The sequence below is a fragment of the Arenimonas sp. genome (assembly GCF_036275555.1).
Taxonomy (GTDB): Bacteria; Pseudomonadota; Gammaproteobacteria; order Xanthomonadales; family Xanthomonadaceae; genus Arenimonas.
Window position 1 is genome coordinate 62145 of the sequence record NZ_DASUDO010000009.1, and the last position, 16742, is coordinate 78886.

At 71.5% G+C, this 16742-nt stretch carries 11 protein-coding genes; 5 read left to right on the forward strand and 6 right to left on the reverse strand.

Annotated features, from left to right (window positions below):
• Positions 1-12: 12 nt before the first annotated feature.
• The gene (locus VFV21_RS02910; protein WP_329667988.1) at positions 13-1095 is read right to left on the reverse strand and encodes a hypothetical protein; all 1083 of its coding nucleotides are present in this window, start codon (positions 1093-1095) and stop codon (positions 13-15) included.
• Between the two features lie 213 nt (positions 1096-1308).
• Positions 1309-2349 (reverse strand): hypothetical protein, encoded by a 1041-nt coding sequence (locus VFV21_RS02915; RefSeq protein ID WP_329667989.1) that lies wholly within the window; start codon positions 2347-2349, stop codon positions 1309-1311.
• Positions 2350-2556: 207 nt separating this feature from the next.
• Between VFV21_RS02915 and VFV21_RS02920 the strand changes: the two genes are divergently transcribed.
• Together VFV21_RS02920 and VFV21_RS02925 are read left to right on the forward strand one after the other, a co-directional pair.
• Positions 2557-3081 carry a hypothetical protein gene (locus tag VFV21_RS02920; RefSeq protein WP_329667990.1) on the forward strand — a complete coding sequence of 175 codons (525 nt, stop codon included), beginning with the start codon at positions 2557-2559 and terminating at the stop codon, positions 3079-3081.
• 121 nt (positions 3082-3202) lie between these two features.
• Positions 3203-5260 carry a phospholipid carrier-dependent glycosyltransferase gene (locus VFV21_RS02925; RefSeq protein WP_329667991.1) on the forward strand — a complete coding sequence of 686 codons (2058 nt, stop codon included), beginning with the start codon at positions 3203-3205 and terminating at the stop codon, positions 5258-5260.
• 25 nt (positions 5261-5285) lie between these two features.
• On the opposite strand, the gene VFV21_RS02930 is transcribed toward VFV21_RS02925, so the two are convergent.
• A complete protein-coding gene (locus VFV21_RS02930) occupies positions 5286-8339 on the reverse strand; it encodes an efflux RND transporter permease subunit (RefSeq protein ID WP_329667992.1) in 3054 nt (1017 codons plus the stop codon).
• A gap of 5 nt (positions 8340-8344) precedes the next feature.
• Positions 8345-9421 (reverse strand): efflux RND transporter periplasmic adaptor subunit, encoded by a 1077-nt coding sequence (locus VFV21_RS02935; protein ID WP_329667993.1) that lies wholly within the window; start codon positions 9419-9421, stop codon positions 8345-8347.
• 158 nt (positions 9422-9579) lie between these two features.
• On the opposite strand from VFV21_RS02935, the gene VFV21_RS02940 reads away from it, so the two are divergent.
• Both VFV21_RS02940 and glnE read left to right on the forward strand, forming a co-directional pair.
• Entirely contained in the window at positions 9580-10794 is a 1215-nt protein-coding gene (locus tag VFV21_RS02940; RefSeq protein ID WP_329667994.1) for a magnesium transporter, read from the forward strand.
• Between the two features lie 231 nt (positions 10795-11025).
• Entirely contained in the window at positions 11026-13818 is a 2793-nt protein-coding gene (gene glnE / locus VFV21_RS02945; protein ID WP_329667995.1) for a bifunctional [glutamate--ammonia ligase]-adenylyl-L-tyrosine phosphorylase/[glutamate--ammonia-ligase] adenylyltransferase, read from the forward strand.
• A 192-nt stretch (positions 13819-14010) separates the two neighbouring features.
• Here the strand turns inward: glnE and VFV21_RS02950 are convergent, their stop codons facing one another.
• Both VFV21_RS02950 and VFV21_RS02955 read right to left on the reverse strand, forming a co-directional pair.
• Entirely contained in the window at positions 14011-14958 is a 948-nt protein-coding gene (locus VFV21_RS02950) for a mitochondrial fission ELM1 family protein (RefSeq protein ID WP_329667996.1), read from the reverse strand.
• Positions 14959-15020: 62 nt separating this feature from the next.
• A complete protein-coding gene (locus VFV21_RS02955) occupies positions 15021-15845 on the reverse strand; it encodes a hypothetical protein (RefSeq protein ID WP_329667997.1) in 825 nt (274 codons plus the stop codon).
• A gap of 236 nt (positions 15846-16081) precedes the next feature.
• Between VFV21_RS02955 and VFV21_RS02960 the strand changes: the two genes are divergently transcribed.
• Complete coding sequence (locus VFV21_RS02960) at positions 16082-16657, forward strand: YceI family protein (protein WP_329667998.1); 576 nt, start codon at positions 16082-16084, stop codon at positions 16655-16657.
• Positions 16658-16742: the final 85 nt, after the last annotated feature.

Below are 16742 nucleotides of genomic sequence, written 5' to 3' on the forward strand. Positions count from 1 at the left end.
AGCCCGGTCGGGTCAGCGACCCGGCACGCGGCAGCACTGCGCCGCGCCCTGGACCGTGATCACGCCCGCGGTGGTGTTCTGGCCCGCGCAGTAGGTGTCCACCGCGCCATTGTTCCAGTACAGGCCGTTGATGGCGAAGGTGGCCTCGTTGAAGCCCGGGGTACGGCAGCCGGCGCCGGTCACCGAGTAGCTGACCGGGCAGGCCGGGATGGGGAAGTTGAAGATGGCGTTGGCGGCGACGTTCTGGCTGGCCGTGGTTGCCGTGCACTCCATCGCGGTGGCCTGCGGGGCGATGAAGTAGCCCACGATGTCGCCGACCAGGTGGGTTTCGCCGAACGAGTAGACGCTGATGTCGTCGCCGGCGGAATCGTTATCCAGCGGCACGATGGCGAGGTTGCCGCGGATGTCGCCGGCGACGTAGTTCACCGTGGCGGCCAGCGGGCGCGTGCCACCAGCCTCGTAGGCCGTGACGAAGCCCGCGATGCTCGGATTGACCGCGGTGAAGTTGATCACCACCGAGCCAATGGCGCCGACGTTGCCGACGTTGCAGTTGGTGGCGGCGCCGCCCTGGGCGGTGTAGTCGGTGGCGGCCGCGATATCGAAGCCACGGGTGCCTTCGGCCGCGATGCGGCCGCCGGCAAGGCGCGTGTCGAGGACGCGGCAGGGCGTGACCGGCACGTACACCAGGTCCTGGTCGGCGTCGCCGAGGGCGTTGGTGGCGTCGTCGCGCTTCACCGCGCGCGTGTTGCCGCCGCCCGTGACCAGCGGGGTCGACAGGCCGGCGCGCGGCATCGTCGGCACCGGCGCGGCCTTGGCCAGCAGGGCCTCGTTCATGTCCTCGAAGGTGCGGGCATTGGCGGCGCGCTGCAGCGAGTCCAGCGGCGCCTTCATCAGCAGCGGCACCATGTCATCGCCCCAGGCCTCGGCCGGGCGGGAGTAAGCGCCTTCGACGTGCGCGCCCCACTTCTCGACGATCTGCAGGACGAGGTCCGAACGGCGCTGCTGCTCGGCATTGGCGAGGGAGGCAGCGCTGGCACCGCCCGAGAGAAGGGCACAGCCGAGGAAGACCCCGAGCGCGATGGAGGAACGATTCATGTGACGACCCCTGGATTTGATGTGTGGATGGAACGAACCAAGATGGCCGGTGGACGCGTGATCCCCCCGCGTCGGCCCGCTGTGTTTCGTACCCGGAGCATATACCCATGACGGCGCGTGAAAACAGTTCCGGCGGGGCCGGCGCGCGGGGGCCCCGCCCCCGCGGGGCGCCCCTTCCGTCAGTCCCGTGGGAGGGACTTTCGTCCCGACCCCTTACCGCCCGGGCACGCGACAGCAGACGTTGCCACCGAACACGGTCTGGCTTGCGCCCGTCGTGTTCTGCCAGGAGCAGAAGGTCGCGTTGCCGGCCGCGTTGGCATTGTAGCCGCTGCCCTGGGAATAGACGCCCGAGGCCGCGGTCCAGCAATACGGCGTGGTGGCGGTGTAGCCGGCCGGGCAGCTGGGGTTGTTGAAGAAGTTGACCGAGTTGGCGGGCAGGGAGAAGCTCGACACCGAGGTATTGGCGCAGTTGAGCGGGGTGGCCTGGGGGTTGATGTAGTAGCCCATGACGTCCGCGACCAGGTGCGTCTGCGCGAAGGAATACACCGAGAACTCCGCGCCCGCCGAGGCCTGGTTGAGCCGGACCACCGAGAGGTTGCCGCGGACGTCGCCACCGGCGTAGTTCAGGGTGGCGGCCAGCGGTCGCGCGGTGTCGAAGGGGTAGGCGGTCACGAAGCCGGCGCTGCTCGGGTTGACCACCGTGAAGTTGATCACCGCCGCCGCGAACGCCCCGGCGGCACCGACGCCGCAGTCGTTGGCCGCGCCGCCCTGGGCGACGTAGCTGCCGGTCGAGGTGAGGTCGAAGTTGCGGGCGCTGTCGGCCGGGATCGCCCCGCCCGCGAGGCGGGTATCGAGGATCCGGCAGGGCGTCACCGGCACAAACACCAGGTCGTTGGCCGCGTCGCCCAGCGCGTTCGTGCCGGGCGCCGAGGCGAGCGCCTCGTTCATCGCACGCATCGACGGCGCCGTCGCCAGCAGGCGCTGGCCCATTTCGTCGAAGGTGGTCGCCGAAGCGGCGGCCGACAGCGCGTCGTCGCTGGCGCGCGCGAAGGCCGGGGTCATCTCGCGGGCCCAGTCCTGCAGCGAGGTGCCGTAGCGCTCCTCGACGTGGTTGGCCCATTTCTCGAGGATGTGTTCCACCAGGTGGTCGCGCGCCGTCGATGCCGGGGCGCCCTGGCCGGGCGGCGTGGCGGCGTGCAGGGCGGGGGTCGCGAGCAGGATGGCGACGGTCAGCGCGGCGGTTCGGATTCCCATGGGGCAGGCTCCAGCGGTTGGAAGGTAGGGTGGGGAGCCGCGCGCGGTTGCGCCGGTTCCGCCACCCCATTCCTTACGTAATTCGGGACCGGGGACGGACTCCGGCGGCTCCCCGGCGGCACTTGCTTCACGAATCATCCACGGTATGCTCGAACGTCCAGGGGACAGGCATCGGCCGCGTCCCCCCCCGTTTCCAGGAGACACGCCATGAAGCTCCGCACCCTGTTCCTGTCCTGCCTGCTGGCCCTGCCCCTGGCCGCGCAGGCCCGCATCGCCGAGGAATCCGAGACCGCCACGCTGGCCCAGCGCGCCGATGCCGAGGCCGCCACGATCACCGACGCCCAGGCCTTCATCGACGAGATCGACGAGAGCCTCGCCATGGCGCGCGACGGCACCTACGGCGCGATCAAGAAGGGCTCGATGGTCCAGGCTGAAAGCGCCCGCAACAAGATCGCCCGCCTGCTCGAAGGCCACGAGAACGCGATGGAGCTGCCGCCCGAAGAGCGCATCGAGCTCTACAACGCCCAGGAGACCATCGTCGCCATGATCCGCAGCGACGACAAAGGCCGGATGGTCTGCAAGAAGGAAATCCGCCTCGGTTCGCGCATGCCCACCACCGAGTGCCTGACCGTTGCCCAGCGGGAAGAGAAGGCCCGCGGCGCCCGCGACGGCGCCAACGACACCATCCGCAACGTCTGCATCCCCGGCGAAGGCCAGCCCTGCGCCCGTTGAGCCACGCCGCCGCGTGACCGAAGGCCCCGCTCCGGCGGGGCCTTTTTTTGGGTCCGGCGAGGCCGATGGTCCCGCCGTGCGCCGTTCTACCTTTCGTTGCCTGGCCACCGGAGTCCGACGCATGTCCCCATCCCTTGATTCGCGCCGATGGCTGGGCGTGGCGGTACTGGCGTTCCTGGTGCTGCTGGCCGTGCTGCGTTCGCACTGGGGCACGCGCCTGGACGGCTTCACGGTGGACGAGCCCTGGCACGTCGTGGCCGGCGTGTCCTATGTCCGCACCGGTGACTACCGCCTCAATCCCGAGCATCCGCCGCTGGTGAAACTGGTGGCGGGAGCGGCGCAGCCGCGCGAATTCGTGCTGCCGCCGTTCGCGCCGCTGGTGGAGAAGTCCCAGGAGCGCGACTGGGTCGAGGACGTGATGTTCCTCAAGAATGATTCGGCCGCGGCGCAGCAGGCCACGCGCGCGTCGCTGTGGATTTTCCACGGCGCGCTGCTGCTGGCCCTCGGGTTGCTGCTCTGGCGCGCGCTGGGCCTGGCCTGGGCGGCGGGTGCGCTGGGTTTCCTCGCGATCGAACCCACGGTCGCGGCGCACCTGCCGGTGGCGATGACCGACCTACCGCTGGCGCTCACGCTGGCAGTGGCCGTGGCGGCGGCGGGCCTGCTGCTGGCCGACTGGCGCTGGCGCTGGGTCGTCGCCACCGGGCTGGCGATCGGGCTGGTGCTGGGCAGCAAGCATTCCGCCCTGGCCGGGTTGGCGGGCCTGGGGCTGGTGCTGGCGATCGGCGCCCTCGCGGGCTGGCGCCAGGGTGGCGCACGCGAAGTGCTGCGCCGCACGGGCCGCCTGATGGCGGCGGGCGTGCTCGGCTGGGCGGTGCTGTGGGCGATGTACGGCTTCCATTTCCACGCCGGGGCCGACGGCAGCGACGGCTTCAACCGCCCGATGGCGGACAAGATCACCGACCTCAACCTCCCGCACTGGCGGCTCGCCATCGGCGTCGCCGACGAGGCGAAGCTGCTGCCGCGGGCCTATCTTTGGGGCCTGTCCGATACCGTGCGCGCGGGCATCGAGGGCCGCGGCCAGTCCTCGCACTATCTCTGGGGCGTCACCTACAAGGGCCGGCCGCCGTGGTTCACCTGGCCGGGCGTGCTCGCCTCGAAGCTGCCGCTGGCGCTCGCGGCGATGGCGCTGCTGGGCCTGCTGGTGCTGCCGTGGCGGACGCTGCCCGCGACCGGCCGCTGGCTGCTGGCCGCGGCGGCCGGCGTCGGCGTCGTGCACCTTCTTGCGCTGGCATCGGGCCAGGGCACGTACGGCGGCATCCGCCACGCGCTGCCGGTCGTGGTGCTGATGGCGCTGCCGGCGGGCGCCCTGGTGGCCTGGGGCTGGCGTGAGCTGGGCACGGTGCGCCGGGTTGCGGCGCTGGCGCCGCTGGTCCTGGCGCTGGCGATGACCGTGTCCGAGCCGCGCGTGTGGGAATACCACAACGAACTCGCGGGCGGCAGCGAGGATGCGTTCCGCAAGTTCGGGAACGAAGGCCTGGACCTGGGCCAGCGCTGGCCCGAGATCAAGGCCTACCACGACGCGGTGATCGCACCCGAAGGCGCGGCGCTCTACTCGGACTACTGGTTCATGGAAGAGCAGGCGCTCGCCGTGCCGACGCAGTACCGCAGGAAGGTGCAGGGCATCGACGACACCAACGTCGCCGGCATCTACGAGGGCTATTTCCTTTACCGGGCCAGCATGACCCTGCCCTGGCCCGAGTGGGACTGGGACCCGGAGGTGGCGCTGCGCGGCCTCGAGCCGGTGGCCCGCTTCGGCTACGTGATCGTCTACAAGGGGCGGCGCGAGGATCCGATGGGTCGCGCCGCCGACGTGTACCAGGCCGTGGCCGAGCACCTTTACAAGCACGGCGGGGGCCGCGACGACGTGGTGGCGGCGCGGCTGCAGGAGGCGCTGGCACAGATGCCGTTCCACCTCGGTGCGGCGGTCGAGTTGGGCAACGCGCGGCTGCGGCTCGGCGACGTCGCCGGGGCGCGATCGGCTTACGCGACGCCGCTGCGGCAGGACAAGGCGCCGGTGGAGCCGCTGATGCGCGCGCAGCTCGAGGCGCAGCTGGCGCGCCTGGTCGATGGCGTCGATCCGGCGACGGTGCCGCCGCTGCGCAACCCTTGGATGGAGTGACCCCGGCACGGGGCCGGGGCAAGGCTCAGGCCGCGGCCTTCTTGCGGGTGAAGCGGCGCGTGAAGTCCTCCATCGCCGCGAACGCGGCCGGGATCACCACCAGGCTCAGCAGCGTCGAGGTGATCAGGCCACCGATCACCGCCACCGCCATCGGCTGGCGGAAGGAGGCATCGGCGCCCAGGCCCAGCGCGATCGGCAGCATGCCGGCGGTCATGGCGATGGTGGTCATGATCACCGGGCGCGCGCGCTTGCGGCAGGCATCCACCAGCGCGTCGTGCATGTCCATGCCCTTCTCGTCCTCGGCGATCACCGCGTAGTCCACCAGCAGGATCGAGTTCTTGGTGGCGATGCCGATCAGCATCAGCAGGCCGATCAGCGCCGGCAGCGACAGCAGCGTGCCGGTGAGCAGCATCAGCCCGAACGCGCCGCCGGCCGACAGCGGCACCGCCATCAGGATGATCAGCGGGTGGCTGGCGTGGTTGAACAGCAGCAACAGCACCGCGTACACGCAGAACAGGCCGGCGGCCATCGCCAGCGCGAAGCCGACGAACAGTTCGACGAAGATCTCCGAGTCGCCGGTGTTCTGCACCTGCACGCCCGGCGGCAGCCGCTGCAGCGAGGGCAGCTTCTCGACCTCGGCCATCACTTCGCCCAGCGGGCGGCCGTTGAGTTCGGCGGTGAAGGTGATGTTGCGCTGGCGGCCGAAGCGGTTCACCTGCGAGGGGCCGGTGCCGCTGCGGATCTCGGCCACCGCCGACAGCGGCACCGTGCCGCCCTTGGCGCTGGGCACGCGCAGCAGCGACAGCAGCGCTTCGTCCGAAAGGTTTTCTTCGGCCAGGCGCACTCGGATCGGCACCTGGCGGTCGGGCAGGTTGAGCTTGGCCAGGCGCTGGCGGAAGTCGCCGCTGGTGGCGATGCGCGCGGCCTCGGCGATGTCCACCGTGGACACGCCGAGGTCGGCGGCGCGGCGGGCGTCGGGCACGATCACCAGCTCCGGCCGCAGCAGCGAGGCGGTGGAGCTCACCGTGCCCAGGCCCGGGATCGTGCGCAGGTCGCGCTCGAAGTCGCCCGCGGCCTGGTACAGCCGCGCCGGGTCGTCGCCGCTGAGCACCAGCATCAGCTGCTCGCCCGGCTCGCTGCTCAGGAAACGCTGGCGAACGCCCGGCAGCTGCTCAAGCCGTCGGCGCACCTCGCGTTCAAGCTCCTTCTGGCTGCGCTCGCGTTCGTCTTCCGGGCCCCAGTCGAGCACCATCGTGACCTTGCGCACTTCGCTGATGCCGCTGACCGCCGGGTCGCCGAGGTCGAGCACGCCACCGACCGTGGCGTAGGCCTGGCGAAGCTCGGGCAGGTCGCTGATCAGGGCGCGGGCGCGCTCGCTCATCGCGGCGGTCTGGTCGAGGCGCGCGCCGGGCGGCAGTTCGAGGCTCAGGTTGCTGCGGCCCAGGTCGGAGCCCGGGATGAAGGTGGCCGGGATGAAGGGCACCAGCGCCAGCGAGCCGATGAACATCAGCAGCGCCAGGCCCAGGGTCTTGAAGCGGTTGGCCAGCGCCCACTCCACCATCCGCAGGTAGCGCTTCATCAGCGCCGATTCCTTTTCCACGTGCGGCTTGGGCTTGAGCTGGTAGGCCGCCATCATCGGCGTCAGCAGGCGCGCCACCATCAGCGAGAAGATCACCGCCGTGGCCGCGGTCCAGCCGAACTCGAGGAAGAACTTGCCGGCGATGCCGGGCATGAAGGCGACCGGGATGAACACCGCCGCCAGCGTCGCCGAGGTGGCGATCACGGCCAGGCCGATTTCGTCCGCGGCCTCGGTGGCGGCGACTTTCGGCGACTTGCCCATGGCGAGGTGGCGGTCGATGTTCTCGACCTCGACGATGGCGTCGTCCACCAGGATGCCCACCACCACCGCCAGCGCCAGCAGCGTGATCATGTTGAGGCTGAAGCCCAGCAGCCAGATCACGCCAAAGGTGGGGATGATCGAAAGCGGCAGCGCCAGCGCCGAGATCCAGGTGGCGCGCCAGTCGCGCAGGAACCACCAGACCACCAGCACCGCCAGCGCCGCGCCTTCCCACAGCATCATCATCGAGGAGCGGAAGGACGCGCGGATTTCGTCGATGGCGGTGCTGACGAGCTTGAACTTCACCCGCGGGTGCGCGGCCTCGAGCTCGGCGATGGCCGCCTCGATGCCTTCGCCCACCGCGATTTCGCTCGAACCGCGGGTGCGGCTGATGCCGAAGCTCACCACCGGCTCGCCGTCGACCATCGCCAGCTGGCGGCGCTCGGCGTGGCCGTCGGTGATCGTGGCCAGGGCCGACAGCGGCAGCTGGCGGCCGTCGGGCAGCACGATCGGGAACTGTTCGAGCGTTTGAGCACTGTCGACGGTGCCCACGGCGCGGATCGCCTGCTCGCTGCTGCCCTGCGTGGCGCGGCCGCCGGAGCGCTCGAGCTGCGAGCGCGCCAGCTGCACCGACACGTCGCCGGCGGTGATGCCGTACGCGGCCAGCACGCCCGGGCGCAGGTCCACCTGCACCTCGCGGGTGATGCCGCCGCTGCGCACCACCGTGCCGACGCCGCGCACCGAGAACAGCTTCTTGGTGACCTCGTTGTCCACGAACCAGCTCAGCTCGTCCTCGCCCAGCGTGTCGGACGAAACGGCGTAGGTGACCAGCGTGCCGCCGACGATTTCGATCTTGGCGACCACCGGCTCCTCGATGTCGCCGGGCAGGTCGCCGCGGATGCGGGTGACGGCGTCGCGCACCTCGTCCAGCGCCTCGTCCAGCGGCTTGCCGATGCGGAACTCGACGAAGGTGGTGGACGTGCCCTCGGTGACGGTGCTGAGCAGTTTGTTGATGCCGGGCAGGCTGGCCACCGAGTCCTCGACCTTGCGGGTGACCTCGGTCTCGAGCTGGCTGGGCGTCGCGCCCGGCAGCGCCACCGTGACGGTGACGCCAGGGTAGGAAACGTCCGGGAAGCGCGACACCGCCAGCTGCCGGAAGCCAAACAGGCCGACCAGCGTGAGCAGGATGAACAGCAGGATGGCCGGCAGCGGCCGGTTGATGGACCAGGCGGAGAAGTTCATCCGGCTCAGCCTTCCGTGGCCGGGACCACGCGCACGCGGTCGCCATCGGCGAGGAAGCCGGCGCCTTCGACCACCACCTGCTCATCGCCCTCCAGGCCCTCGCGGACCTGCACGACGCCGCCGCTGCGCACGCCCAGCTCGACCCGGCGCTGCGACACCACGTCGCCTTCGCCCAGCACGAAGACGTAGCGGTAGCCGTCGCGCTCGACGATGGCCTGGTCGGGCACGGTGCGTGCGGGCAGGTCGCCCAGCACCAAATCACCCGGCGCGTACATGCCGGCGCGCAGCGCGCCCGGCGCCGGCAGGTCGGCGTAGACCACGCCGGTGCGGCTTTGCGCGTCCAGCGCCGGAGACACCGCGCGCACCGTGCCGGCCACCGCGGCGCCGTCGGGGCCGCGCAGCTCGACCGCGACGCCGGGCGTGACCCGGATCAGGTCGCGCTCGGGCAGCTCGGCGCGCCATTCCAGGCGGCCGTCGCGGATCAGGGTCAGCAGTTCGGCGCCGGCGGCGACCACCTGGCCGGGCTGCACCAGCCGCTGCGACACCACGCCGCCGGCCGGCGCGCGCAGCGTGGCGAAGCCGAGGCGCAGGCGGGCGTTGTCGAGCTGGGCCGCGGCGGTCTGGCGCTGGGCCCGGGCGGTGAGCTCGCCGGAAATGAGCTGGTCGGCCTCGCTGTCGGCGATCAGCCGTTCGCGCTTGAGCTGCCGGCCGCGCTCGGCGTTGGCGCTGGCGACCGCGAGGCCGGCCTCGGCCTGGGCCATCGCCGCCTCGGCCTGGCGCAGCTCCATCCGCAGGCTGCGGTCGTCGAGCCGGAGCAGCGGCTGGTCTTTCGTGACCACGTCGCCGACCTCGACCAGCACTTCGGCGACGCGCTGGCCGGACAGCTCGACCCCGAGCGACATCGACTCCCAGGCTGCGATCGACCCCGAGGCGGCGACGCGCTGGGGCAGCGACTGCTGGGTCGGCGTGGCGACGCTGACGGTGAGGCTGGGCGTGGCTTCGGGCGCCGGGGCGTCCTCGGCGCAGGCCCCCAGCAGCAAGGTCGAGGCCAGCAGCAGGGCCGGAAGGCGCGATCGGGTCATGGGGAGGGCCGACGATGACGAAGGCCCGCATTGTCGCAGAGGCCGCGGCGAGCGCACGTGCGGGAAGGCACGGCGTTTGCCCGCGCTTAAGCCGCGCCGGATGCTGTCCTTTTGGGTAGCCTGTTGCCGTTCCTACCGGGGCCTTCCTTGGAGTCCGCATGACCACCACCCTGCCCGCCGAATCCGACGCGCCCGTCCGCGCGAAGCGCCTGGCCGCGCTGGACAACGACACGGCGCTCAAGCGCCTCGAGCGCGCGGCGCCCGCCGAGGTGGCCGACCTGCTGTCGCGCATGCCGCCGGCGCGCGCCAACAGCCTGCTGGCCGACATGGACGACGCCCGCCGCGCGAGCGTGATGGCCGCGGCCCCGGCCGGCACCGATTGGGGCGACGGCCAGCGCTACGCCGAGGGCACCGTGGGCCGGCTGCTGGAGGATCCGCCGGCGGTGTTCCGCACCGGTACCCCGGTGGCCGAGGCCATCGAGTCGCTGCGCGAGGTGGTGAAGACGCGCATGGTCACCTACCTGTGGGTGGTGGATGCGCAGCAGCGCCTGCTTGGCGTGGTGGCCTTCCGCGAACTGCTCTATGCCGACCGCGCGCGCAGCCTCGACGAAGTGATGATCCGCTCCCCGTTCTGCCTGCGGCCCAAGACACCCTTGGTCGATGCGATGCGCGAAGTCGTGACGCGCCATTACCCGGTCTATCCGGTGTGCGAGGACGACGGCCGGCTGGTGGGACAGGTGCGCGGCCAGGTGCTGTTCGAGCAGCAGGCGTTCGAGATCTCGGCCCAGGCCGGCGCCATGGTCGGCGTCGAGAAAGAGGAGCGCCTGGCGACGCCGCTGTGGCGCGCGTTCCGCTTCCGCAACCCCTGGCTCTTGGTGAACCTGCTGACCGTGTTCGTGGCCGCGGGCGTGGTCGGTTACTTCGAGGACACGATCAACCGCGTGGTGGTGCTGGCGATGTTCCTGCCGGTGCTGGGCGGGCAGAGCGGCAACCTGGGCTGCCAGGCGCTGGCCGTGATGCTGCGCGGCATGACGCTGGGCGAGCTGCGCGGCATGGGCGTGGCCAGGCTGGTGGTCAAGGAGGGCACGCTGGGGCTGCTCAACGGCGCGGTCACCGGTGCGCTGGCGGGCGCGGCCATGTACTGGGTGGTGGCGCGCGACGGCGGCAGCGATGCCCTGCTGCTTGGCCTGATCACGCTGGCCGCGATGTCGCTGAGCTGCATGGTGGCGGGCCTGTCCGGCTCGATGATCCCGCTGGTGCTCAAGCGCCTGGGCGCCGACCCGGCGACGGCGTCCAGCATCTTCCTGACCACGATGACCGACGTGGTCAGCATGGGCAGTTTCCTGGGCCTGGTGACCTGGCTGGTGCTCTGAGGCCGGGGTGCAGCAAATTTTGCTGCACTGCAACGTGCAAGCCCCGGGTCGCCGCGCCACGATGCAATCGCTTCCGACGTGGGGGAGGGAGCCGAAAAGCCCGCAGCTGCCTAGCGCTGCGGGCTTTTCTTTTTCCCGCCGTCTGTAGGAGGCCCTTCAGGGCCGAAGCCCCTTGCGCAAAGCTTCGGCCCTGAAGGGCCTCCTACAAGCTTGGCGTGACAGAATCAGGGCATGACTTTTTTGTCCGATCTCGACGCCGACCTCGATGCCTACCTCGAGCGCGCAATGGCGCGCCTCGCCGAGCGTGCGCCGGAGGCGGTGGCGGATCCGGTGCGGCGCCAGCGCCTGGCGCGGCTCGCGCTGTGCAGCGATTTCGCGGTGGATACCCTGTGCCGCCAACCCACGCTGGCGATGTCGCTGGACGCGCCGATGGCGCCGCCGCCGGTGCTCGCGCCGGGCGCCGATGCCGACTGGGGCGGGCTGCTGCGGCGCTGGCGCACCGCCGAGTCCACGCGCCTGGTCTGGCGCGACCTGCACGGCCTGGATGACGTCGACGCCACCCTGGCCGGCAGCAGCCGCATCGCCGACCTCGCGCTACAGCGCGGCGTCGCGGCGCTGTCGGCGTCGCTGGCCGAGCGCCACGGCGTGGTGCGCAGCGCGGCCGGCGAGGCGCAGTCGCTGGTGGTGTTCGGCCTCGGCAAGCTCGGTGGCGGCGAGCTCAACTTCAGCTCCGACGTGGACCTGGTCTACGCCTTCCCCGAGCACGGCGAGAGCGACGGCGCGCGCGCGCTCGACGCGGAGGCCTGGTTCACGCGCCTGGGCCAGCGGCTCGCGCAGCTGCTGGGCGACGTCACCGCCGAAGGTTTCTGCCACCGCGTCGACCTGCGGCTGCGCCCTTTCGGCGCCAGCGGCCGGCTGGCGCTGAGCTTCGGCGCGAAGGAGCAGTACTACCAGCGCGAGGGCCGCGACTGGGAACGCTACGCCTGGATCAAGGCGCGGCCGGTGGCGGGCGACCTCGCCGCGGGCGAACGGTTGCTGGCGACGCTGCGGCCCTTCGTCTACCGCCGCTACCTCGACTACAGCGCGCTCGATGGCTTGCGCGAGATGAAGGCGCTGATCAGCGCCGAAGTGCAGCGTCGCGAATTGGCCGAGGACCTTAAGCTCGGCCCCGGCGGCATCCGCGAAGTGGAGTTCCTGGTGCAGGCCCTGCAGCTGATCCGCGCGGGCCGCGAGCCGGCGCTGCGCGGGCGCTCGCTGCTGCCGGCGCTGGCCGCGATGGCGCAGGCCGGCCACGTCGAGCCCGCGACCGCCGAGCGCCTCGCCGCGGCCTACCGCGGCCTGCGCCGGCTCGAGAACCGCGTGCAGATGCTGGGTGACCAGCAGGTGCACGCCCTGCCCGATGACCCGCTGTCGCGCCGGCGCATCGCGCTCGCGCTCGATTACCGCGACGAAGCGGAGATGCTGGCGGCGCTCGACGGCCACCGCAGCGTCGTCGCCGAGGAATTCGCCGGGCTGCTGGAAGCGCGCGGTCGCCGTCGTGCGCCGGCGAGTGCACTGGTGCAGTACTGGCGCGCGCTGCCCGACGGCGGCTCGTCCGACGCGCTGGTCGAGGCGGGCTTCGCGGACCCGGAGGCGCAGGACGCCGCGCTGCGCGACTTCGCCCGCACGCCGGCGGTGCGCGCGCTGTCGAGCCGCGGTCGCCAGCGCCTGGACAACGTGCTGCCGGCCCTGCTCGCCGCCGCCGCCCGCAGCGAGGCGCCCGACGCCTCGCTGCCGCGCGGGCTGGCCCTGCTGCAGTCGATCACGCGCCGCACCAGCTACCTCGCGCTGCTCGAGGAGCAGCCCGCCGCGCTGGCGCGCCTGGCCGACGTCACCGCGCGCAGCGCGCTGCTGTCCGAACGCCTGGCCGCGCATCCGCTGCTGCTCGACGAACTGCTGGACTCGCGCGCCGCCGGCCCGGTGCCGGATGAAGCGCAGATCCACGCGCTGGTCGCCGCGGCGCGCGCCGCCTTCCCGCCCGGCGACACCGAGGCGGCGCTGACCGCGCTCAACGAAGTGCGCCAGGCGATCGGCTTCCGGCTCGCGCTCGCGACGCTGGGGCTGCGCCTGCCGCCGCAGGATGCGGCGCGGCGGCTGGCCGCGCTCGCCGCGGCCTTGCTCGACGCCACCCTGCACCTGGCCGAGACCGACATCATCGCCGCCCACGGCCGCGTGCCGGGCGCGGGCCTGGCCGTGCTGGGCTACGGCAGCCTGGGCGGGCAGGAGCTGGGCTTCGGCTCCGACCTCGACCTGGTGTTCCTGCACGACGCCGCGGCCGACGCCAGCTCCGACGGTGCGCGGCCGCTCGACGCGGGCCGCTATTTCGCGCGGCTCGCGCAGCGCCTGGTGAGCCTGCTTGGCACCGTCACCGCCGCCGGCAAGCTGTATGAAGTGGATGTGCGGCTGCGTCCCGACGGCGCCAAGGGCATGCTGGTCTCGGGCCTCGACAGCTTCGCCGACTACCAGCGCCAGCGCGCGTGGACCTGGGAGCGGCAGGCGCTGGTGCGCGCGCGGGCGATCACCGGCGCGGCGTCGGTCAGCGCGGCCTTCGAACGGATCCGGCGCGACACCTTGCTCGAGCCGCGCGATCCCGAGGCGATCCGCGAGGACGTGGTGGCGATGCGCCGGCGCATGCGCGCCGAACTCGACCGCAGCAACGCGCTGCGCTTCGACCTCAAGCAAGGCGAGGGCGGCCTGGTCGACCTGGAATTCCTGGTGCAGGCGCGGGTGCTGCAGTCCGCGCACGCGCATCCGGCGCTGTGCGAACCGCGCGACACGCCTTCCCTGCTGCGCGCCCTGGCCGAGGCCGGCGCACTGCCGCCCGGACACCTCGCGCCGCTGCTATCCGCCCACGCGGTGATGCTCGACATGGGCCTGGACTGCACCCTCGACCTCCGCCCCCGCCTCGTCGCCCCCGACGACGCCCTCCACGCCGCGCGCGCGGCGGTCACCTTGGCCTGTCGCGAATTGGGGCTCGCTTTTTAGCGTTTTTAGGCGCGGATTAACGCGGATAAAAGCGGATAGTGCAAAAAGAAAAAAGGAGCGATCAGAAAAACGGGGAGGGGTAACTTTGCGTGCCCCTTCGAAGTTGGCGCTTTCCCCGTTTGATTCCACGAATTCTTGTCAGCCAATCTGAAGGCTTTTTCTCTATCCGCGTTTATCCGCGTTAATCCGCGTCTAAAAGATAGCGTCCCGCACCAGCGCCGCCACGCGCGGCGTTTCGCGAAGGGGTTCGCAGGCCACGTCGTGGGGCAGTTTGCCGAGGGGCTGGATGCGGCCGCGGGCGAGGACGTCGTCGAGGTAGCGCCGGATGCGGCCCGTGGCGCGGTCGGGCTCCGCCACGTAGACCGGCGCCGACGTGGCGCAGGCCTCCGAGACCATGTTCACCGAGTCGGGCGAGACCACGATGCGGTCGGCCCAGCCCAGCGCGCCGGCGTAGGGGTTCGGGCCATCGCTGGCGTCGAACCAGCGCAGGCCGGGGGTGTCGGCCCAGTAGGTTCGCGACAGCATCGCCAGTTGCGCGGGCGTGCGCCGCGAGCCGACCACCAGCAGGCTGCCGCCGCCGACCGCCAGCCAGTGCTCGAGTTTGGCCGCCATCACTTCGAAGGCGCCGCGGTCGAAGCGCACCGCCGCGGTCGGGCCGCCCAGCAGCACCGCGGTGCGCGGCGCCGGCAGCGAGGCGAAGCCCGGAAAGGCCGCGCGGCCTTCGGCCAGCCACGCGTCGTCGACCGCGTGCAGGCTGCCGCACAGCGTGATGACGTTGGGGCCGCGCAGGCCGTCGTGCCCGGGCGCCACCACGAGGTCCCAGTGCGACGGATCCAGGCGCGGATGCAGCAGCTGCACCACCCGGCTGCCGCGCGCCCGCAGCAGGCGCGTGGCCAGCGCGGGACGGCGGCCGCAGCCCACCGCCCAGGCCGGCGGCGCGTCCAATAGTTTCCGGAACGCTTCGCCAAAGGCGGCGTCGGCACCGGGCAGGCGCCGCGGCGCGAACCAGGACCACGGCGCGCGCGTCGACAGCGCCAGCTCTTTCGCCGCCGGATCCAGCGCGCGCGCCAGCGCCAGCGCCTGCAGGCGGTGGCCGGCGGCGCCGTCGTGCAGGAACCGGGGAGTCGGGTCGAACGGCATGGCCGAAGCCTAGCCGGAAAACCGGCGGCACCGCGAATCGCGATGCCGCCGGCAGGTCGGGATCAGTCGCCGACGAAGCGGGTGCCGAAGTTGATGCTGGCGCCGTCCACCAGGCGCGTGTTGCCGCTCAGGCCCATGACGATGGTGATCGGGCGGCGGAAGAAGCGGCGGGCCTGCGCCGGGGTCAGCCCCCACTGCTCGACCAGGCTGCGCTGGCTGAGCACGCCGCCGATGCACATGCGGGTGCCGGACTCGTACTGCACTTCGTAGTCATTGGGCTGCAGCGTGCCGAAGCGGTTCACCGACGTCAGCGAGGTGCTCAGCGAGCCGCCGAAGGGCAGGCCGGTGGCCGGGTTGATGAGCGCCGGGTCGTCGAGCACGTCGCTTTCGAAGCGATAGGTCGGGGTGAGCCGGAAGGCGTACTGCGCCGGCGCGCCGGTGTAGTTGGCCAGGCTGTAGGACACGATCGGCGTCTGCCAGTGGCAGAGCAGGGTCTCGGCGCTGCGGCCGGGCAGGGTGATGCTGGCCAGGTCCGGGGCGTTGATCGGCGTCGGCGCGGGCGCGGGGGCCAGCTCGATGCAGTTCTCGAGCGCGGGTTCGCCGGCGACCGGCGAGCAGTCGTCGGTCAGGGTCATGTTGATCGACACCAGGCCGAGCCACTTCACGGCCTTGCCGAAGGTGTCGGGGTCGCCGACCTCTTCGATGGTCAGCGCGGCGGGGGCTATGGCGCCGGCCTTCGCGGCCTTGGCTTCGCGGGCAATGGCCTGCTGGCCGGCGGCCAGCGAGTCGGCCAGCGGCGGGGAGCGGAAGGTGTCGGCTTCGGGGGGCGGGGCGGCCAGCGCGACGGCGGGGGCGAGCAGCGCGGCGAACAGGGCGGTGCGGGTCATGCGGTCTCTCCGTGGGCGGACTCGCGCGCCGGGCGGCGCGGCGAGGGGGCGGCGGTTTTGCCTGCTCCCTTTTCCCATGACGGAATTTGGCGTCCGGGCGGGGCAGCCGGCCGCTCTTTATCGGTCTCGACGCAACGATACGTTGCGTGGGTCCGGCTATGTTGCATCAGCGGGATGATTACACTGCGCTCACTTGCCGGCACCCACGCTGGCGGCCCACCCCGGAGACCCCCGCAATGACCTTCAAGCGCCTTGCCCTCGCCAGCCTGCTCGCCATCGCCGCCTTCGGTGCCCAGGCCGCCGATAAGTACAACATCGACCCGACCCATACCCAGGTCGAGTTCACCTACAGCCACATGGGCTTCTCGAACATCACCGGCCGCTTCGACACGGTGCAGGGCGAGTTCCTGTTCGACCCGGCCGATCCGACCAAGTCGAGCGTCAACATCACGATCCCGGTCGACAGCATCAGCACCGGCGTGGACAAGCTGGACGAGCACCTGCTCAAGGCCGATTTCTTCGACGCCGCCACTTACCCGACCGCGACCTTCAAGAGCACCGGCGTCACCGCCGCGGGCGACAACGCGCTCAAGGTCGCCGGCGACCTCACCATCCACGGCGTCACCCGCCCGGTGGTGCTGGACGTGACCATCAACAAGATCGGCGAGCACCCGATGGCCAAGGTCCCGGCCGCCGGCTTCGACGCGAGCACCACCATCCTGCGCAGCGAGTACGGCGTCGGCGGCTACGTGCCGGTGGTCGGCGACGAGGTCCGCATCGACATCACCGTCGAAGCCACCCTCGCCAAGTAACCCACCCCGAAAAAGGGGTCAGAGTAATTATTTGTTTCAAACAAATAATTACTCTGACCCCTTTTTTTGGGGGTAAAATGGCGGC

Coding starts and splice junctions, on each gene's coding strand:
- VFV21_RS02960 (WP_329667998.1), top strand. CDS start 16,082: ATGACCTTCAAGCGCCTTGCCCTCGCCAGCCTGCTCGCCATCGCCGCC.
- VFV21_RS02920 (WP_329667990.1), top strand. CDS start 2,557: ATGAAGCTCCGCACCCTGTTCCTGTCCTGCCTGCTGGCCCTGCCCCTG.
- VFV21_RS02950 (WP_329667996.1), bottom strand. CDS start 14,958: ATGCCGTTCGACCCGACTCCCCGGTTCCTGCACGACGGCGCCGCCGGC.
- VFV21_RS02910 (WP_329667988.1), bottom strand. CDS start 1,095: ATGAATCGTTCCTCCATCGCGCTCGGGGTCTTCCTCGGCTGTGCCCTT.
- VFV21_RS02915 (WP_329667989.1), bottom strand. CDS start 2,349: ATGGGAATCCGAACCGCCGCGCTGACCGTCGCCATCCTGCTCGCGACC.
- VFV21_RS02935 (WP_329667993.1), bottom strand. CDS start 9,421: ATGACCCGATCGCGCCTTCCGGCCCTGCTGCTGGCCTCGACCTTGCTG.
- glnE (WP_329667995.1), top strand. CDS start 11,026: ATGACTTTTTTGTCCGATCTCGACGCCGACCTCGATGCCTACCTCGAG.
- VFV21_RS02930 (WP_329667992.1), bottom strand. CDS start 8,339: ATGAACTTCTCCGCCTGGTCCATCAACCGGCCGCTGCCGGCCATCCTG.
- VFV21_RS02925 (WP_329667991.1), top strand. CDS start 3,203: ATGTCCCCATCCCTTGATTCGCGCCGATGGCTGGGCGTGGCGGTACTG.
- VFV21_RS02955 (WP_329667997.1), bottom strand. CDS start 15,845: ATGACCCGCACCGCCCTGTTCGCCGCGCTGCTCGCCCCCGCCGTCGCG.
- VFV21_RS02940 (WP_329667994.1), top strand. CDS start 9,580: ATGACCACCACCCTGCCCGCCGAATCCGACGCGCCCGTCCGCGCGAAG.